This window comes from Mucilaginibacter sp. OK283 (assembly GCF_900110415.1).
GTDB lineage: Bacteria > Bacteroidota > Bacteroidia > Sphingobacteriales > Sphingobacteriaceae > Mucilaginibacter.
Genome location: NZ_FODR01000020.1, coordinates 1 through 17,645 on the forward strand (window position 1 = coordinate 1; position 17,645 = coordinate 17,645).

General features: G+C 43.2%; 12 protein-coding genes. 4 read left to right on the forward strand and 8 right to left on the reverse strand.

Translation table 11 applies throughout. The annotated features are described in order from the left end of the window. The first annotated feature begins 335 nt into the window (after nucleotides 1–335). Complete coding sequence (locus BMX56_RS28280; RefSeq protein ID WP_090653082.1) at nucleotides 336–935, forward strand: GNAT family N-acetyltransferase; 600 nt, start codon at nucleotides 336–338, stop codon at nucleotides 933–935. Nucleotides 936–1,051: 116 nt separating this feature from the next. Here the strand turns inward: BMX56_RS28280 and BMX56_RS30435 are convergent, their stop codons facing one another. From BMX56_RS30435 to BMX56_RS28305, 6 genes are all read right to left on the reverse strand, one after another. After that, the gene (locus BMX56_RS30435; protein WP_218152505.1) at nucleotides 1,052–1,759 is read right to left on the reverse strand and encodes a prolyl oligopeptidase family serine peptidase; all 708 of its coding nucleotides are present in this window, start codon (nucleotides 1,757–1,759) and stop codon (nucleotides 1,052–1,054) included. After that, nucleotides 1,698–3,368 (reverse strand): DPP IV N-terminal domain-containing protein, encoded by a 1,671-nt coding sequence (locus BMX56_RS28285; RefSeq protein WP_218152506.1) that lies wholly within the window; start codon nucleotides 3,366–3,368, stop codon nucleotides 1,698–1,700. Before BMX56_RS28285 ends, BMX56_RS30435 begins: the two co-directional genes overlap by 62 nt. 232 nt (nucleotides 3,369–3,600) lie before the next feature. Then, the gene (locus tag BMX56_RS28290; RefSeq protein ID WP_090653147.1) at nucleotides 3,601–4,629 is read right to left on the reverse strand and encodes a class I fructose-bisphosphate aldolase; all 1,029 of its coding nucleotides are present in this window, start codon (nucleotides 4,627–4,629) and stop codon (nucleotides 3,601–3,603) included. 370 nt (nucleotides 4,630–4,999) lie between these two features. Beyond that, nucleotides 5,000–6,727, reverse strand: coding sequence for a CocE/NonD family hydrolase (locus tag BMX56_RS28295; protein ID WP_090653083.1), 1,728 nt, complete (start codon nucleotides 6,725–6,727; stop codon nucleotides 5,000–5,002). Between the two features lie 135 nt (nucleotides 6,728–6,862). Continuing rightward, the gene (locus tag BMX56_RS28300) at nucleotides 6,863–7,561 is read right to left on the reverse strand and encodes a LytR/AlgR family response regulator transcription factor (RefSeq protein ID WP_090653084.1); all 699 of its coding nucleotides are present in this window, start codon (nucleotides 7,559–7,561) and stop codon (nucleotides 6,863–6,865) included. Beyond that, nucleotides 7,558–8,640, reverse strand: coding sequence for a sensor histidine kinase (locus tag BMX56_RS28305; protein ID WP_090653085.1), 1,083 nt, complete (start codon nucleotides 8,638–8,640; stop codon nucleotides 7,558–7,560). Before BMX56_RS28305 ends, BMX56_RS28300 begins: the two co-directional genes overlap by 4 nt. A gap of 347 nt (nucleotides 8,641–8,987) precedes the next feature. On the opposite strand from BMX56_RS28305, the gene BMX56_RS28310 reads away from it, so the two are divergent. After that, on the forward strand, nucleotides 8,988–9,386 hold the full coding sequence (locus tag BMX56_RS28310) for an RNA recognition motif domain-containing protein (RefSeq protein ID WP_090653086.1): 399 nt from the start codon (nucleotides 8,988–8,990) through the stop codon (nucleotides 9,384–9,386). 226 nt (nucleotides 9,387–9,612) lie between these two features. Here the strand turns inward: BMX56_RS28310 and BMX56_RS28315 are convergent, their stop codons facing one another. Then, nucleotides 9,613–10,293, reverse strand: coding sequence for a response regulator transcription factor (locus BMX56_RS28315; RefSeq protein ID WP_090653087.1), 681 nt, complete (start codon nucleotides 10,291–10,293; stop codon nucleotides 9,613–9,615). Nucleotides 10,294–10,448: 155 nt separating this feature from the next. Here BMX56_RS28315 and BMX56_RS28320 point away from each other — a divergent pair, with 155 nt between their 5' ends. Next, the gene (locus tag BMX56_RS28320) at nucleotides 10,449–13,337 is read left to right on the forward strand and encodes a sensor histidine kinase (RefSeq protein WP_090653088.1); all 2,889 of its coding nucleotides are present in this window, start codon (nucleotides 10,449–10,451) and stop codon (nucleotides 13,335–13,337) included. A gap of 70 nt (nucleotides 13,338–13,407) precedes the next feature. Continuing rightward, nucleotides 13,408–14,034 (forward strand): LuxR C-terminal-related transcriptional regulator, encoded by a 627-nt coding sequence (locus tag BMX56_RS28325; protein WP_090653089.1) that lies wholly within the window; start codon nucleotides 13,408–13,410, stop codon nucleotides 14,032–14,034. 194 nt (nucleotides 14,035–14,228) lie between these two features. Here BMX56_RS28325 and BMX56_RS28330 read toward each other — a convergent pair whose 3' ends face one another. Then, on the reverse strand, nucleotides 14,229–17,492 hold the full coding sequence (locus tag BMX56_RS28330) for a glycosyl hydrolase (RefSeq protein ID WP_090653090.1): 3,264 nt from the start codon (nucleotides 17,490–17,492) through the stop codon (nucleotides 14,229–14,231). Nucleotides 17,493–17,645 lie beyond the last annotated feature (153 nt).

Sequence of the window (17,645 nt, forward strand, 5' to 3'; positions counted from 1 at the left end):
CTAATATACTAATAATCAATATTTTAATCAATATTTCAAAGAACTTAATTCTAAAGCCACTGTTGGCTTGTTTAGTTGTGCAACAGTCACCGCAGGTGAAGAGAGGGTGGCGGGCGTAGCCTCGCCGGGTGAGTCTTAGCCAGCGTTAAAAGCCAATGTTTGTGTAAATATTAAATATGTCAAGGATGACAGGGCTTTTATTTTTGAAGATAACTTCCCCTTCAGAATCTGCCGATTTTACTATTGCTTATAGGCTGGCCCACTCCTGAAAATTTGACTTTTATGTATGAGGGAGCCACTTTATTCCTGTAGATTTATAAAAAATCCAATAATTAATGATCTCTCATTTTGACACAGCAGTTAACTATACTTTAGAAGACGACAAGGTATTACTACGCCCTTTACAAGCCGATGATCTTGAAAACCTGCTCCCGTTTGCTATTAATGAACCCACCACCTGGCGATACTCCAACGTAAGCGCCAAATATGAGGACGGCATGCGCCGTTATGTTGATGACGCCCTCAAAGCCCGCGCAGAAGGCCGCGAATATCCTTTTATAGTGATTGACAAGCAAACCGGCCAATATGCCGGCAGCACCCGTTATTACGATATACAGCCTAAACTAAACTCGCTTCAGCTGGGCTATACCTGGTATGGAGAAAAATTCAGGGGTACGGGTTTAAATAAACATTGCAAATTTTTGTTGTTGCAATTCGCGTTCGAAGAATTGAATATGATGCGGGTTGAATTCCGGGCCGATGCGCGTAACGAACGCAGCATTGCCGCCATGAAAAGCATAGGCTGCCAGGTTGAAGGCATTTTACGCAGCAACATGCCCCTGGAAGATGGTGGCAGGCGCGACTCCATCATACTGAGTATTTTAAAAGATGAATGGGAAAGCGGGGTTAAGGAAAGGCTAAAGGGGAAGCTGTGATATTAAGCTAAATACATAAATAACCCAATTAAATATCGAACACCGAATTTTGAATATCGAATAATGAATTTACTTCATCATTCTACATTGGTTATCCGGCGTTCGATATTATTATTCTACTTTACCACATTCCTCGGATCTGTTTTCGATTTCAACACATATTCATGCGGCGGCTCTACACCTAACAGATTTTTCACAAAGTAATCCCAGCGACGGCGCATCATGTAGGGCGAGTAAGGGCCATAACCGTGCTGGCTGTTTGGGAAAACTACCAGATCATAGTCTTTATTAGCTTTTTCAAGTGCCTCAACCACCAGCATGGTATTGTACGGCGGTACGTTATTATCCATTAAACCGTGGGCCAGCATTAGCTTGCCTTTTAAGTTTTTGGCATACGTTTCATTGGCGTGGGCGGCATAATCGGAGTTTGATACCAGGCCGTCATACCGTTCGCCCCAGTCATCCTCGTAGTTGCGGTTATCATGGTTGCCCGATTCGGAGATGCCCACCTTAAAGAAATCGGGGTAGCGGAACATGGCCGCAGCCGTTGCAAAGCCACCGCCCGAGTGTCCCCAGATGCCTACTTTATTGGTATCTATGGGATATTGTTTTGATAACTGCCTGATACCTGCAATCTGATCGGGCAAAGTATTTTCAGACATATCTCCGTAGCTCATGTCATGGTAACTTTTTGAACGCAGCGGGTTACTGGTACCTTCAATTACTACCACAATAAAACCAAGCTCGGCCAGTGATTGATTATCACCCCTTGAAGCCACAAACGACCAGCTGCCTACGCTCCCGCCCCGGGTATATGTAATCAATAACCGGGTATTTTTTGCTGGCATCCATATTGGTCGGCGTAAAAATAAGTCCGTAAATATCGGTTTTGCCATCACCTGCAATTAATTTAACCGGGGTTGGCGCTTTCCAGCCGGTAGCGGTTAGCCTTGATACATCGGCTTTTTCCAGGTTGGTTATCAGCTTGCCATCCATGCCGCGTAAAACGGTAACCGGCGGAACGTCTGGTTTAGAGTAGCTGTCAACAAAATAACCGCCACCTGGCGATAGGGTAATGTTATGGTTGCCTTCTTCGGGCGTAAGCACGGTAAAATGCTTACCATCAAACCCCGCTTTACATAACTGGCTGTAATATGGGTTTTCCTTTTCAAGGCCACCGGCAATAAAATAAACCGTGCGGGTTTTCTCGTCAACCTTCAATAGCCTGGTTACTACAAAATCGCCTTTGGTAATTTGATTTTTGACTTTACCGGTAGCTGCATCGTACAGATACAAATGGCCCCAGTTGTCGCGCTCAGAAAACCAGATGATCTCGTTGGTTTTGGGCAAAAACTTCCAGTTAATAGCGCCCCAGCCCGATTCGTACTGAGTTTTCACGGTTTCTTCAAAAACCTCTTTAACGGCGCCAGTTGCTGCATCGGCAATGCGGAATTTCTCGTTTTTATGATCGCGCGAGGTGGATACAAAGGCCAGTTTCGAAGCATCGGAGCTCCAATCCACATCATCAAATGTGCCGCTACTGCTGATGTCGTCGCTCAGCGTAGCGCGGTGTGCATCAGGGGGTACCTGCAGGGTAATTACTTTAGGATGGTCTACTTCAATAATCACCCTGGTTATCATTGCAATTTCATCGCCCGGCAAAGGGTATTTCCATTGCTTTAATACCGGTTTGCCCACATTGGTGGTAACCAGGTACATATCGCTTACCTTACGCTGATCCTGCTTAAAGGTGGCTATCTTCTTTGAATCGGGCGACCAGCGTAAAATTGCCGCGTCGGAGTTTTGCCAGCCGGCATTATCTGTAGCGTAGCCAAAATCTTTAATACCATCGGTAGTTAGCTGGCTTTGGCTGCCTGTTTTTGTATCGCGCACCCAAAGGTTATAGTCTTTGATATAGGCTGCCCGGTTGCCGTCTGGCGATAATACTTCTTCTGTTTTGCCCCTGCGTCCGCCAGGCTGCATGCGGCCCCGTTCCGGTTCCGCCCCGGCAGTAACCAGGTCTGTGGTCAGGTCATACTGCCAGTGTTTATCGGCTGCCGTAAACATTATTTTTTTTCCATCTGCCGGGAAACTGATGGTTTGAAAAGGCAGCATATTGCCATCGTATTTGTTGCCCGAAGCCGCTGACAGCAGTTGGGCCAGTTTTTGATGGTCAAAGGCCGCTTCGCGTGTTTTCTTAACAGGGTCAACCAATACAAATTCGCTCCCTTGTGCGGTGAGTACACGGTACCAGAATTTATCGCCTGGTAACCAGTTAGGCCTTACATCGGCCCGGTCAACAAACGGGGCGGTATTGTAGGTCATAAAACTTTCGGCATGTTCATAGTCCTTTGTGGTTAAGGTGCTACCCTGCTGGGCATACGCCGACATAACCCAGGCAAACGCCGGAATGGTGAGTAAATATTTATTCATGAGTGTCAACTTATGTTTAAAGCGCAAATTAATGCTTTTTTTTATTTGAGCATGTTTAAAGATTGTTACAGAGCGGGAGAACAGAGGCAAGAGTCAGGAATCAAGTTAAGACTTTTGGCTGACTGGATAGGACAGCGTGAATAAAGGAGTAAGTTTTTCAAAAGGGCGTGCCGGTCATTAGAAAAATAACAACCGACAGATTTTTACCAAACAGGGCGTAATTGGCAAACAACTACTGAGGGCCGGTTTCCATATCGGCGCTGTATACACCCATTTTGGCGGCACTATTGCAAGCAGCGCGGTGTACTAATGCACGTTGGGCTGCAACAATGTTATCATCATTACCCTTCCAAAGCTCCAGCGCTGGTTGTTGTATCGCTCTCGAGAAAGAAAAAGTAAGCACCCAGGGCATTACATCGCCAAAGCGGGTGTGCATACGATTTAACCTTTCGGAAGCAAGCGCTGCCTGTTGGCCGCCCGAAAGGAAGGCTATGCCAGGTACCGATGCAGGTACGGTTTTTAAGAAGCATTTAATGGTTGCTTCGGCCACTTCGTCTAAACCCGGCTTTTCGGGGCTATTTTCGCCCGGCAATATCATATTAGGTTTCAGGATAATGCCTTCCAGGTCGACCCGGTGCTGGTACAAGGCGTTAAATAGGGCATGTATTACCTCGGTAGTAACCTCGGCACATTTTTGGAGCGAATGATCGCCATCCATCACTACTTCGGGCTCCACAATGGGTACCAAACCGGCTTCCTGGCAAAACATGGCGTAACGGGCAAGGGTGTAAGCATTTGCCTTTATACAGGTTGGCGACGGGATATCGGCGCCTATAGTGATAACAGCCCGCCATTTGGCAAAACGGGCGCCCATTTTATAGTAGTTCTTCAAACGGTCGCCCAGGCCATCCAGCCCTTCGGTTATCTTTTCGCCGGGAAAACCAGCCATAGGTATAGCGCCTTCATCAACTTTAATACCCGGAATTATCCCTTTGTGCTTTAAAATATCTATGAACAGCGTGCCATCGGCAGTACTTTGCTTTATGGTCTCATCAAACAGGATCGCCCCGCTAATGTATTCCTCCAACCCTGGCGCGTTTACAATCAGATCACGGTATTTGCGGCGATATTCTTCAGTTTGTGGGATGCCCAGTTCCTGGAAACGCTTGTTACAGGTGGCAGTGCTTTCGTCCATGGCCAGCAAACCTTTGTTGCCTTGCATCAGTTGGTAAGCAATGGTTTTTAATGTCGAGGTATCCATAATCATCCTTGTGTTAAGCAGGTACAATAACTAACACTAATAGAGCCCGACTTGTTTTATAATTGAGAACATGCTGTTTTATTTGACACGATATTTACCTGCGTAAGTGTCCCGTTCGTAAATATGACCCGTTGATGCCGGAAAAAACGGTTACAATAAATGTCATTAATTGATGATCGAATATATTGGCCAGCAACAGGCACAAATATTTGGATGCTAAATTGGGCGATGATTTTAGTGTTAACCATGATAAAATATAAAATATTGATTATTAAATACTTATAAATAAAATATCTAAAATATGTTAAGTTATGTTAACCCAATTGGATGCGTTTACCCTGCGTTTACAGCCAAGTTTGTCGTACAGCCTTCATTTTGATACCGGCACATCGATATAACTACTGTTGTACCATTTTACTTTAAGTGGTGTTTTGGCGTCGTTAACATTTTCCTGGCTTACTTCTTTACCGGTGCCGTAGTTAACCTGGCAAAAATTGTTTTTGTTTACGTTGATAATCACCAGCAGGCGGCTGCCTTTACGCAGTTGCCTGCTTATCACCTTTGTATTTGAAAACGGTAGCGTTGTTATTTTGCCCGGCTGCAGCAGTTTACGGTTGGTAATGTCCCACGAATAGCTGGCCCGCCCCAAAAAGTAGGTAAGCTCAAAATATTCGCCGTTGGGCATCACTTCATAAAGTACTACACTATAGTCAAAATCCTTTTTGTTTATAGCAGCCGTGATTTGCCCAAGGAAGGCGCCGTTCACAATAAGTGGTTGTTTTAAACTGTCGCTTATAAAGGTAAACCCGTTGCTGTAAACATCTTTTTGAATAATAGGGAACGGATATGCGTAGTTATTGGATGTAGTGCGATCGGCAAAGTCAACTTTCTGTTCAAGGTATGCCGGTTTAACCGGCTTTTGGGGAGATAACCTAAACCCATCATCCTTTTTTACATTACTCAGGTAAAGCCGAATCATGCTTTGGTACATTTTATCAAGGGACGGCGCATGGTCCCAGCGGTTGGCACCCATAACCTCGTAATTGATCCTGTCTTTGATAATGGCAGGCTTTTTACCTTGTTTCATGATATAATCAAACCATTCAAAAGTAATTGCTTTGGTGTTGATGATAGCTACCGAATCAACCTTGTAGTCCCGCAAAACAGGTTCGCCTCCCCTTTGTGCGCCAAAATGGTCGTACGGGCCAAGTACCAGGTAATAGTCGGCTCTGGGGTTGTATTTGGCCAACTGGCGCAGGTAATATAAGCCGGATGTTTGCCCGTCGTCATAATAACCATCAAAAGCCAGCACCGGGATATTGATTTTTTCAAATTCCTTACCGTATGGGATCATAGCTTGCCAGTATTTATCAAAACCGGGGTGCTTAAGCCATCGCTGCAGCCACTTATTAGGCGCATGGTCAACACTATCAATTTTGTTATAGGCAGCTCCGCTTTGGTACCAGTTTTCATTTAAATTACGCCAGCGCTGCTGGTTATTGTAAGTAGCGGTATCCAGGTATTTATTATTGCTTACGTAAAAGGCCCAGCCATAATTGGCGTTAATAAACACATTGTTTTCCATAGGCAGCCCCATACCCGGAATTGCCGAAACATAGGGTACAATGGTTTTGAGCGCGGGATGCACCTTATATTTTAAACCAGCCCATTGCGCAAAACCTGAATAGCTCCCCCCATACATTCCCACTTTGCCATTGCTCCAGCTTTGTTTGCTTATCCAGTCAATCACCCAATAAACATCTTCGGCATCGTGCTCATAAGGAACTATCTCTTCGGGGCTTAAACGCTTGCCACGCACATCGGCCACTATGCCCGCATAACCACGATCGGCAGCGTATTTGGCTTCAAGCAAACTTCTTTTAGTATCCGAGTAAATAAAAAACAACAGCGCTGCAGGTTGGGGCCCGGCCACATCGCGCCGGCGCACAGCAACAGCCGATAACGTATGCCCCTGCGGGGTTTTAATAAGCACGCTATCATTAATAATATACTTTTCCACATCAGCATCAGCCGATTTTTGGGCAAAAAGAGTTGCCCCCTGGCTTATTAAAGCCAGTAATAACATTAGTTTTTTCATGTTTATTTTTTAGTTTATGGTGAGCAAAAGCAGAAAGCTTTTTTTGTATTAACAGTTGTTATTTATTGGTAATTAATTACAATCCGGCCTTTTGCCTTTCAGTTTTATCCTTTCACCTATTCCTTACATCGGGCTTTAAGCCTTCAGCTTCCCCTTAAACTTTACGGATTGCCTTTCCGACACTTCAACCACCTGCCCGGTTTTTAAACTGATGCTCAGCTTTCCGCCCGGCAGATGGTTAATTTGATCAATATAGTTTTGGTTGATGATTTGTGCGCGGTTTACCCTGAAAAACGTTGCGGCGTCTAACCTTTCTTCCATCAGGTTTAGTGAGCGTTTCAGGAATGTTTTTTTATCACCAAAATATAATACCGCGTAATTATCCATCGATTCAATCAGGTGAATTTCATTTACCTTTAAAAGATAACATTTGCCGCCATCTTTTATAAAAATCTGCCTGTTATCCGTGGTTGTGTTTAGCTTAACCCTCGCCTTTTCCATAGCTTTGGCAAAACGCTCATCACGGATAGGTTTTACCAAATAATCGAGGGCGTCAGCTTCAAACGCTTTTACAGCATATTGATCAAAGGCGGTAGTAAAAATAATTTCGGGCACGGTGTCAAGCATTTCTAACAAGTCGAACCCCGATTTTTCGGGCATTTGCACATCAAGGAATATCAATTGAGGTTGATGCTCTTGTATTAAAAGCTTTGCATCATCGGCATTTGCCGCCTCGGCAACAATTTCAACATCATCATAATAGCCCAGCATTGTTCTTACCTCTTCGCGGGCAAGCCGTTCGTCGTCCACAATAATTATCTTTATCTTTTTCATGATGCCGGTATAATGATGGTTGATGAAACTTTATCGCCATATACCTCCTCCATTACAAAACTGGCCTGGTTTTGATATTGCAATAGTAAACGGTCTTTTAGGTTTTTTAAACCAAGGCCATGCTGGTTACCTGCAGCAGTGAGCCGGCCTGGGTTTAAAACGGCAATGCGTATTTTTCCGTCGGTGTTTTTGATTGTTATTTTAATTTCACCTCCCGCTTTCTGATGTGCAATGCCATGTTTAATGGCATTTTCAACCAAAGTTTGAATACTTAGCGGAGGTATCAAACAGTGTTCTATCCCCTCTTCCATATCAATGGCAAACTGCAATCTTTCTTCAAAACGGATTTTTTCAAGTTCCAGGTAATCATTAACCAAACTAACCTCGTCATGTAATGATATAAGCCTTGCATTATCGCCATACAAAGTGGCGCGCAGCAAATCGGACAGTAAATCTATCGCGCGCCGCGCTTTTACCGGGTTGGTAGCAGTTAATGCTTTAACACTATTGAGGGAGTTAAAAAAGAAATGCGGATTAAGCTGTGCCGATAGTTGCTGCATTTGCGCATCGCGGGCAACTACCTGTAAACGGGCATTATCGGTGGCCGTGCCAATCTCCATCAGGGCATAATGGTACAGGTGAAAAGCCAGCACCCAAATGGCCATAAGCCTGATACCGGTCGCCAACAGCACCAGGTAATTTTGACGAAAAAACAACCCAAAGCTTTCACTGTAAGCAAATGTGAAATAATAGCGGGCTATGTACAGTTTAACAGTAACCAGCAGCATGTAGCAGATACCCATTAAAAGCACAGCCGGAATAAGGCGCGCAGGCATATTTTGCACTTTTAAACGGGTGAAGTTAAACCTATGCGCAAAGCGATAATAAGCATGGGTAATCAGGATGCCAATACCAAGATCAAGCACAAAATGAAACAGTGCGAGCGTGTAACTATATTGCCCGCTATGGCCGCCGGTATACATTTGTATCCAGGCCGAAAATCCCCAGAACAAACCAGCTAATGACCAGCCAATGAGCTGGCACGACCAATATAACGATATGCTTTTTTGCTGTTTCACTGTTGTCTTGTCTGGCTTAACAAAACAAACCAACAAAAACTATTTGGTAATATAAAGCGAAAATACATAGGCGCAGCCGTTTGGGGACGAACGGGAATTTCAAGTTAATCTTTGGCTTTCCCGGCCAGTTTACAGCGTAGGCGACGAAGCTTTTACATTTTTAACTTAACGATTTTGAGGGCGAAAGCCTGGCAAACCTGCTGTTAACCAATAGCTTCCCATTTAATAAACTCCGATACGCGGCCTCAATCAAAAAAAAAATTCTTTTTTTTAGCTAATAATATAAAACGAAACCGATATTCGTTGGTTAATGAGTAACTTTAAATCTAAATAAAGCATTAAAGCTAATGGTGAAATTATTTGTCGGCGGATTCCCTTTGGACATGACAGAACTTGATCTGGTTAAGATAATTAACTTGCACGGGGAAGTGAGTACGATTAAAATAGTACGGGATAAAAAAACGAGAATTTGTAAAGGTTATGCCTTTTTAGAGATGAAGGACCGCGAAGGCGCCGAAAACGCTGTGATTGCTTTAGACGGCACCCCTATGGGCGACCGAACCCTGAATGTAAAAATAAACGAAGAAAATGCAGTAAAACCGCCACCACCCAAAAGGAGTTTCGGAGGTTATAGCAGTAATACTAACCGCAGTAGTAGCGGTAGCAGCTACGGCAAAAGTAACAGCAGCTATAAAAGACCTGCCGACGACACGCCAAAAGCCAAAAGGCCAAGAAGAGCAATATAAAATACATCCTATAGCTTTGGATTAGGGATGCAATTTTTTAAGCCGGGGTACAATATTGATTTTAATGGTGTAGCTTGATGGCTATGCCGCTTAAAATTGATTAAGCAAGTCTTTTCGTCAGCCTTTATTCTTTTCGATTTTGAATCAAGAAACCACAGTTACGTTATTATCATATTGAATAACAGGGTTATGCAGCCCGTCTGTCTTTGTAATCTGTTGCCGGCGCTCATATCAAATCAAAAGCCCGCGCGTATTGCGATAATTCAAAAGATGAATTTGCCCCTAATTTGTGCTTGATGTTTTTGCGGTGTGTATCGACGGTGCCTGCAGCTATAAACAATTGACTGGCAATTTCGGGCGAGCTTTTGCCCAGTACCATCAGGCGTAAAATTTCACACTCGCGTTTGGTGAGGTTGGAGAACTTTCCGAAATTCTTACGCAGAAAGATATTTTCTTCCAGCATCCGCTCCACCTTGGCCGTAACGTGCTGAATGGGATCAACTTTAAAAGCCATATTAATCACAAGTAAGGGAAGCCCTTCATCATCGCGCATCAAAATTTTCATAGTACTTAGATGCCATACCCAATCCGGGCTATTATTTATTTTTACCTGTTGAAAAAAGGTGATGTCATTGTCGGTATTTCTTTCAACCATATCTTTTACCTTTGGCACATAAGTTTCTGCGTCTTCGGGGTTAAAATATTTTGCAGTATAATCAGGGGTAGAATAACTCCTGAGCTCAGCTAAAGTTATTCCCAATTGGTTTAACCCATTTTGGGACATATACTCCAGTTTAAAATCGGGCATCCGGTGTATAATGGTTACACCCGGCAGCAGGTTGGCAACGGCGTGTATTTTATCAATCTCGGCTTGAATTTTCAGTTCCAAATCGGGCAATTTGTTCATTGCAATTTACAATTAAGGGGTGGCAATATAATAAATGTTTAGAGAACCGTTTTGCTTAAATATTAGGAAGCAATATTGATTGTGGGCGATTTATTTTATATTTATCAGATAATATAATTGCGCAAAACCGGCCCCTACATATTACATATAATGATATGAAGGCGCGACGTTGGGTTGATACAAATGATAAAATGCTGCTAAAAAGTCCTATTCTTAAACTTTTACTATTTAGTCAACTTATATTTTCGGGGGTATATGCCAGTACGCCGTACCAGGTAGTTTATTTAAAAAACTATAGAGCAAGCGACGGCCTTCCCGGCTCGCAGGTTAACTATTTAATGCAGGACAGCAAAGGCTTTATCTGGATAGCCACAGATAAGGGCGTGAGCCGGTTTGATGGGCAGCACTTTAAAAATTTCACAACAACCGATGGGCTTGAAAGCAATGAAGCATTCCGCATCGCCGAAGACAATTATCACCGGATTTTTTTTTACTGCAGTAACTACCGGGTTTGTTACTACGAAAACGGGCTTATACACAAACTTAGGTCAACTCAGCGGGTTTTGGTGCAGCCGTTTGCCAACATGTTTTTTAACCGTTACAATGAACTTTGTGTAAATTATGGGCTAGAAACCAAAGTTTACAGTTTTGCGGAACTAAAATCCCGAAAGCATCCGGGCCAACAACCATTCAGCAGTATTTATGGTGCAAGCGAGGAAGAGATTCCCCTTTCTGAACACGACCTTACCCTGCTCAAAAATGAGCTTGGCACTGCGCATTTCAACGACACAACAGCCAAAATCAATACCAAACCTTATAGATTGGCCATACAACAAAATCATTTATTGTTGATAACTAAAGATTGGGTACACGTTTATCAATATCAAAAAAGCAAACTCATCCCTCTTGCTAAAATTAGTTTCACCGGTAATGTAACTTCGGTTTACCTCACAGGCAAAAATACTTTTGCCGTTACAACCGTAAAACAAGGCACATACATCATTAACTATATTACAGGCGAGCGGAAAAATTATCTTAACAACCAAATTACTACATCTACGCTTATTGACCGCGAAAATAATTTATGGTTTGGCACTTATGAAAGCGGCATTTTTTTAAGCACCAATCCCGATGTAAAAGTCATCAATAAAGAAAGCGGCCTGGTTAATGAAAACGTTTTAAAGCTAAACATTGCCGGCGGCTATCTTTTTACGGGCCACATTTTAACAGGGCTGAGTTATATGAAACTTAGTGCTAATAAAAACTCACCTATAGGCACGCTATATTTGAAACAAAACCGGTCGGATTTTAACCGGGTAACCAGTTTATTGCCAATTAGCGGCAATAAGCTAATGATTGGTACCGATAATGGTATCTTCGGGTTAAACGTATCAAATAACAATCCGTTATCCTGGCAGCCAATACTCTATCAAGGAGGCCCGGTAAAGGGCATTGTTCAACATCGTGATACAATTTATTTCCTTACCTCCCAGGGAATTGTGACGTTACCAGACGGAACCGGCTACGAATTTTCTCCTATCAGGGTAACGTCATTAGTTTGGCAAAAAGATCAGCTGCTTGTAGGTTCACTATATGGATTATATAAACTTGCCACCCCAATTAGCATGAAACACTTTAAATATGTGCGAATACTGGCAGATAAAGGAATAAATGCTGTAAAGTGCCTGGCATCTAATGGACAGGTATGCGCGATTGGCACCGAAGATAAAGGAGTTTACTTGTTAACGGGTAAAACACTTAGTCAATTTACCGTGCCTGTTATTTCATCCGGCAACATCCGCAAGTTGATATGGACAGACGCTAATACATTATGGGCATGCACGGACAATGGTGTAAGTATCATTAACTTTAGCAATAATTACCAAACTTACCGGGTAAGCCGGTTAAATACCAGTAACGGGCTTCCGTCAGATAACGTTGCCGATGTAGTTCGCCATGGAAATGATTATTATATAGCTACCGATCAGGGAATAGCTGTTACTCAAAATTTATGGAATACCAACCTGTCCAGGCCAATACTGCTTGATGATGGCGTACCCGGAAAACAGAGTAATTTTATGTATGGTAAGCCGGTTGTGTTTAATTGCGTTGCCTTATCCTACAAAAGCATGGGTAAAATACAATACAGGTTTAGGCTCAAAGATGTTGATAAAAATTGGGCAGCTGCGCCGACCGGAGAGAAGCGGTTTGACCTGCTGCCGCCCGGCCATTACGAGTTAGAAGCGGTAGCTGCCGATCGTTTTAACCAATTAAGCCGTCCGCTTGTTTTTCAATTTACTGTAATGCCGTTATGGTACCAGCAACTGTGGCTGCAAGTTATTGCTGTTACAGGCGCTATATTTATAAGCTTTTTGCTTATACGGAAATACTACCTGTCTATCATTGGGTTACAAAAAAAGGATTATGAAAACGCACTTGCCCTGCAACGCGAACGCCAGCGCATCAGCAGCGAGGTGCATGATGATTTGGGGGCAAGTATATCGGGCATAAAACTGCAAACCGAAATGCTAAGCCGGAAAGTAACCAACCAACCTGTTTTTAAAGAAATAGATGCCATTCATGATGCCATTACCGATATATCTACCCAGGTGAGGTTAATTATCTGGAGCCTTGACGTTGAAAATGATGAGGTAGGCAGCCTGGCTAATTTTATACATAAACAAGCTATTAAATTATTTGACAGCTGCGACATCAGTCTACAGGAAAGCATCTCGGTTGGTGAAGCCACTATTGCCATTAGCGGCGAAAAAAGACGGCAGGTATACCTACTGGTGAAAGAGGTTTTAAACAACATTATTAAACATTCAAACGCACAAAACGCGTTCCTGGCAATTAGCCTTTACAAAAACCGGCTGCATATTAGCATCCGAGATGACGGACGTGGCTTTGTGCCCGATGTACGCAAACACGAAACCATGGGCATCCGCAACATTTATGCTCGAGCAAAAAGATTGAATGCCGATTTAAAAATTGACACAGCTCCCGGCAAGGGTGCATCCATTAGCCTTAAACTGAACCTTTAAATGGTGGCCATAATAGGTATTTTAATCAAGGATAATTTTAGGATATTAGCATTTTACATTTACCGCAAGCATGCTCCAGATAATTTTGTTAGAAGATAATTTACATTACCGGCGTGGCCTGGAACAAATTATTCATGATATGAGCGGCGTAAGCCTGATGGGATCATACACCAATGCCGAAACTGTATTAAAAAAAATAGACGTGCTTAAGCCGGATATTTTTATTGTTGATATAAACCTGGAAGGCATGTCGGGCATAGAATTCATCAGGCGGGCAAAACCAGTGATGCCCAAGGCCGAGTTTTTGATGTGTACTATAAACGACGACAACACCCACATTTTTGAATCGCTTAAAAGCGGCGCTACAGGTTATATCCTCAAAGAATCATCGGCCAACGAGATAAGGAACGCGATTACCGAAATTGCAGCGGGCGGATCACCCATGAGTGCCTATATATCGCGTAAAGTAATTGCTTCATTTAACGACGCCAGGCCAAAACAAGCCACTGCTACCGAAAACCTAACGGAACGAGAAATTGAAGTACTTAACCACCTGGCGCGCGGCCTTCAATACAAAGAAATAGCCGACAAACTTGATATTAGCACAGGTACCGTTAAAAAGCACATACGCAATACCTATACCAAGCTGCAGGTACAAAATAAAGTGGAAGCCATAAACAAATTTCGCGCTATATGATATACCCCTTTTTCAGTATTGCGGGGCTTATGGTTTAACACTAATTTAGCATCATAAAGAAACTAAAGGCGCAGTTATTTAACCAACCCAATAGTGCTTTATAAGCCTAAACCTTATCACTTTAATAAACGTTAAGTTTATCATGGCTTGATCTCAACTATCAAGCTATCTATTATTCCAGAAAATATCCATTATTAATAATTAACTGAACTTATTGTTACAGGGCCTGTAAGCCCGGATGGTTGTAACCTGCTATTTTCGTTATAAGGGTTTACCACAGTCCATGTTTTTCTTTGATCGGCCTGCAGCTTGCTATCGCCAATCAAGCGGTTAACCCAGGTATTTACTACGGTAATATCAATGGTATTTACACCCGGTTTAATGGCTTTGGTAACATCCAGCTGATAGGGGGCTGTCCAAACGCCACCTACATCTACCCCATTTAACTTTACCTTAGCCATTGCTGTTACAGCGCCCAGGTTAAGTATTAAATGCTGACCGTTTACAGGTTTAGAAGCTTTAAAGGTATTATGATATACGGCATGCCCCGAAAAGTATTTGATACTGTCTTCTGCCCTTTCAGTCCAGTCGGTAAGTTTATCAAAAACTACCGGTTTGGCAGGCCCCCATCTGTTACTGTCAAACTTTACAGTCCATGGCGTATTTAATTTAACCACACTTTTTCCTTCGGGAAAGTTAACATCAACATTAGGTTTGGTACCAGCTTTACTCTCTTTACGAAAAACAATGAATGCACTTTGATTGGCCGATAGTTTAAGTGGCAGCTCAGTAACACTACCTGTTTGTTTGAATGAAGGCAAATCGCGGGCCGCTCCGGTTACCGCATCCCATAGTTCGGGCTGTTTTCCATGAACCCTGAAGGTGACATTTAAATCAACTTCTTTATTGGTTTGGTTGGATACAAAGTATACGTCGCCATTGTCAAGTTTGCGATGAATAAACAAGGCTTCATCAACTTTATTAAATTTACAATCGGGTATAACATTTACCAGGTTAAGCGCCTGTTGCATATCCAGTCCATTAATCACCAAGCCTTTGCCATAGGTATGTTTTTTTATTTTTTCCCCGTCAATATCTCCCCAAAGTTCGGCGGCTATTTTTTTAACCTCAACATCTGCAAGGCCATAATTTTGCAAACCGGGCGACCGTTTTGGCGCAGGCCCTAAAATAGTTAACCCCTGCCCTACCAATTCTTTTATTTTTTTGAGCAATTGCGGCCGCATGGTTTCCAGTTTAGGCAGCACCAGTATTTTGTAGGCCATACCTCCTGGCAATACCAGTTTACCATTCGCCACAGTTGCACGTTCATTTAATATCTCGGCATTAATGTAGTCGAATGAATAACCCTTGGGCAGTTCAGGATCGCGGATACCCGTCATTTTAGGTGCATCTTCGCCAATAAAATAGGCAACGTCAGCTACGTATTTACCCTGGCGTAACATATATCCACAGCGTTTAAGGTATTGGACAAACATATCCATATCATAAAACCAGGTATTTAACCGGTTAAACTCGTTGGAGAAGCCTGCGTTAACGCCCGGTATCTTATCCTCATAGGGCTGCTCGATATAAACATGGAGTAATGTATTGTTGATGCCTTCGGTAAAAAACCGATCGCCACGCTGTTTCATTGCAGCCGGGTAGCGCGAATATGCGCCGCCGCCGCAGGTAAATGATTCGGCCGATACTTTGTTTTTGCCATAAATATGCGCGCATGACGATGCCGCCCTGTTTTCGATATTACCCAGGTCGCCCTCGCTCCAAAACTCGCCACCTACCTCATCCGACTGGCCGCCATACTGTAAAAACTCGCCGGGGAATCCCCAGTGACCATAATTTTCCAGCCAGGTAGTAAGGCCGTTTTTGTGGCTAACATCCCTAAGGCCGGCAACATATTGATAGGCAACCTCGTCGGCAATAAACCGGCGCATATCCCATAAAAACCTGTCAGACATATCCTGGCTGCCCACAACGTTACCGCTCATTACGGGAATATAGGGTGTTGGATCGTACCCAAACGACAATTTGAATTTTTCCGTTAAACCGTCTGTCCAGTTTTGGCCGCCGGTTTCATAGCTATCTTCAACGGTTACTTTAAAACTCTTACGATCGGCAGCCGGTATGCGGCGCAGTATCTCGCCCAAAAAGGCATTAAAATGTTCGGCAATGTGCTTTTTGCTCATTTTATCAGTTTCAAAACCGCGGCCTTCAGGCGATGCGGGACCGTTTGTTACCTGGGTAGGTGTCATCCCGCTGCGCATAATTACCCAGTTACCTGCTGGCACGTTCCATTTTAAAGCACCATCGGCAGCAAGATATTTTGAAATGTCAATCACTTTTTGAGGGTCTATCACGTAGCGCACGTCATCAACGGCGGGCTGCACGGGCCATTGATATTCCTTCCAATAAGGGAAAGGTGTCTGGAACATTTTAGCCAGCGTTTTCTCAATATAATTTTCAACAACCGGCGATGCGGATAACTTCAGTTCGGCAATTGCACTATGCTGGCTTTCGTTATTGAAAACAATTCTGAAGTTTTTGGCCGTAGTGGCCGGCATTGATACACCTGCTGCGCCATAGGGGTTGAAGCCCACATTAAGTTCGCTATTACTTCTGTCAACCACAAATTGTTTAATGGTTTGGTAGGTGCCATTGATATCGGCCTGAATGTCGCCTTCAAAACGCATGGCGGTTTTGGCGGGGTAAATAGTTAGGCCACGCGCGGTAAATGAAGTGTCTGCTTTTATATCAATGGTAAATGTTTTATTGTCGGGCAGTACTAAAACGGTATTTTCATTACCATCCATGATGTTGGTGACATTACCCACTGAAGGTTGAGCACTGATTACCGGCTTTAAATCGCCAATTGTTAAATCATTATCCTGCGGTGCAGGATAGGCTAACAGCTTAACATCCTGGAACTGATTGGCAGGTTTGCTCAATTTTGCGTTGAAAACGATGGGGCCTTTTACCTGTATCACCGATGATGTAAGATAGCGCATGGCCTGCTCCGGCTTAACCCATGGACCGCCAGACTGGCTCCATCCCGGGCCATTAAAAATCCCGATATCAATACCAAGTTTTGTGGCGGTTTTTAACGCGGTATGCATAATATCCCACCACTCGGCCGAGAATAATTTCACTTTGCCATATGGAGTTTCGGGGATACCGATATTACCAATGAATGCCCGGTTGATACCTACCCGCTTCATTGATTCCAGGTCTTTGATAACCCCCTGTTTCGAGATATTATCCGACATCCAGTACCAGTATATACTGGTTTGGATAGAATCGGGCGGCATTTTAAACCCGGAGAGTAGTTTTTGCGAATAGTTTTTTTGTTGCTGTTTCACCTGGGTTATACCGGGCAAATTGGTAACAAACAAAACAGCGAGGGTTAAAAATAACCTAAAAACGTTTTTATAGATATACTGCATGTAATGCGGATAAGTGATTTATTAGCTAAATGAGAATAATTGAATCTTTACAAATCCACCGCTAACCGGCGTTATGTTTTAGGTTGAAATATCTTCGGTTTATAATTCAGCTATTTTAAATCATTAAAATAAAACCGGCAACCTCAACTGTCT

Bases quoted from the DNA above. Each gene is read 5' to 3' on its own strand.
- BMX56_RS28315 (WP_090653087.1), bottom strand. From the start codon at position 10,293: ATGAACAAATTGCCCGATTTGGAACTGAAAATTCAAGCCGAGATTGAT.
- BMX56_RS28325 (WP_090653089.1), top strand. From the start codon at position 13,408: ATGCTCCAGATAATTTTGTTAGAAGATAATTTACATTACCGGCGTGGC.
- BMX56_RS28300 (WP_090653084.1), bottom strand. From the start codon at position 7,561: ATGAAAAAGATAAAGATAATTATTGTGGACGACGAACGGCTTGCCCGC.
- BMX56_RS28310 (WP_090653086.1), top strand. From the start codon at position 8,988: ATGGTGAAATTATTTGTCGGCGGATTCCCTTTGGACATGACAGAACTT.
- BMX56_RS28330 (WP_090653090.1), bottom strand. From the start codon at position 17,492: ATGCAGTATATCTATAAAAACGTTTTTAGGTTATTTTTAACCCTCGCT.
- BMX56_RS28285 (WP_218152506.1), bottom strand. From the start codon at position 3,368: ATGAATAAATATTTACTCACCATTCCGGCGTTTGCCTGGGTTATGTCG.
- BMX56_RS28290 (WP_090653147.1), bottom strand. From the start codon at position 4,629: ATGGATACCTCGACATTAAAAACCATTGCTTACCAACTGATGCAAGGC.
- BMX56_RS28280 (WP_090653082.1), top strand. From the start codon at position 336: ATGATCTCTCATTTTGACACAGCAGTTAACTATACTTTAGAAGACGAC.
- BMX56_RS28295 (WP_090653083.1), bottom strand. From the start codon at position 6,727: ATGAAAAAACTAATGTTATTACTGGCTTTAATAAGCCAGGGGGCAACT.
- BMX56_RS28320 (WP_090653088.1), top strand. From the start codon at position 10,449: ATGAAGGCGCGACGTTGGGTTGATACAAATGATAAAATGCTGCTAAAA.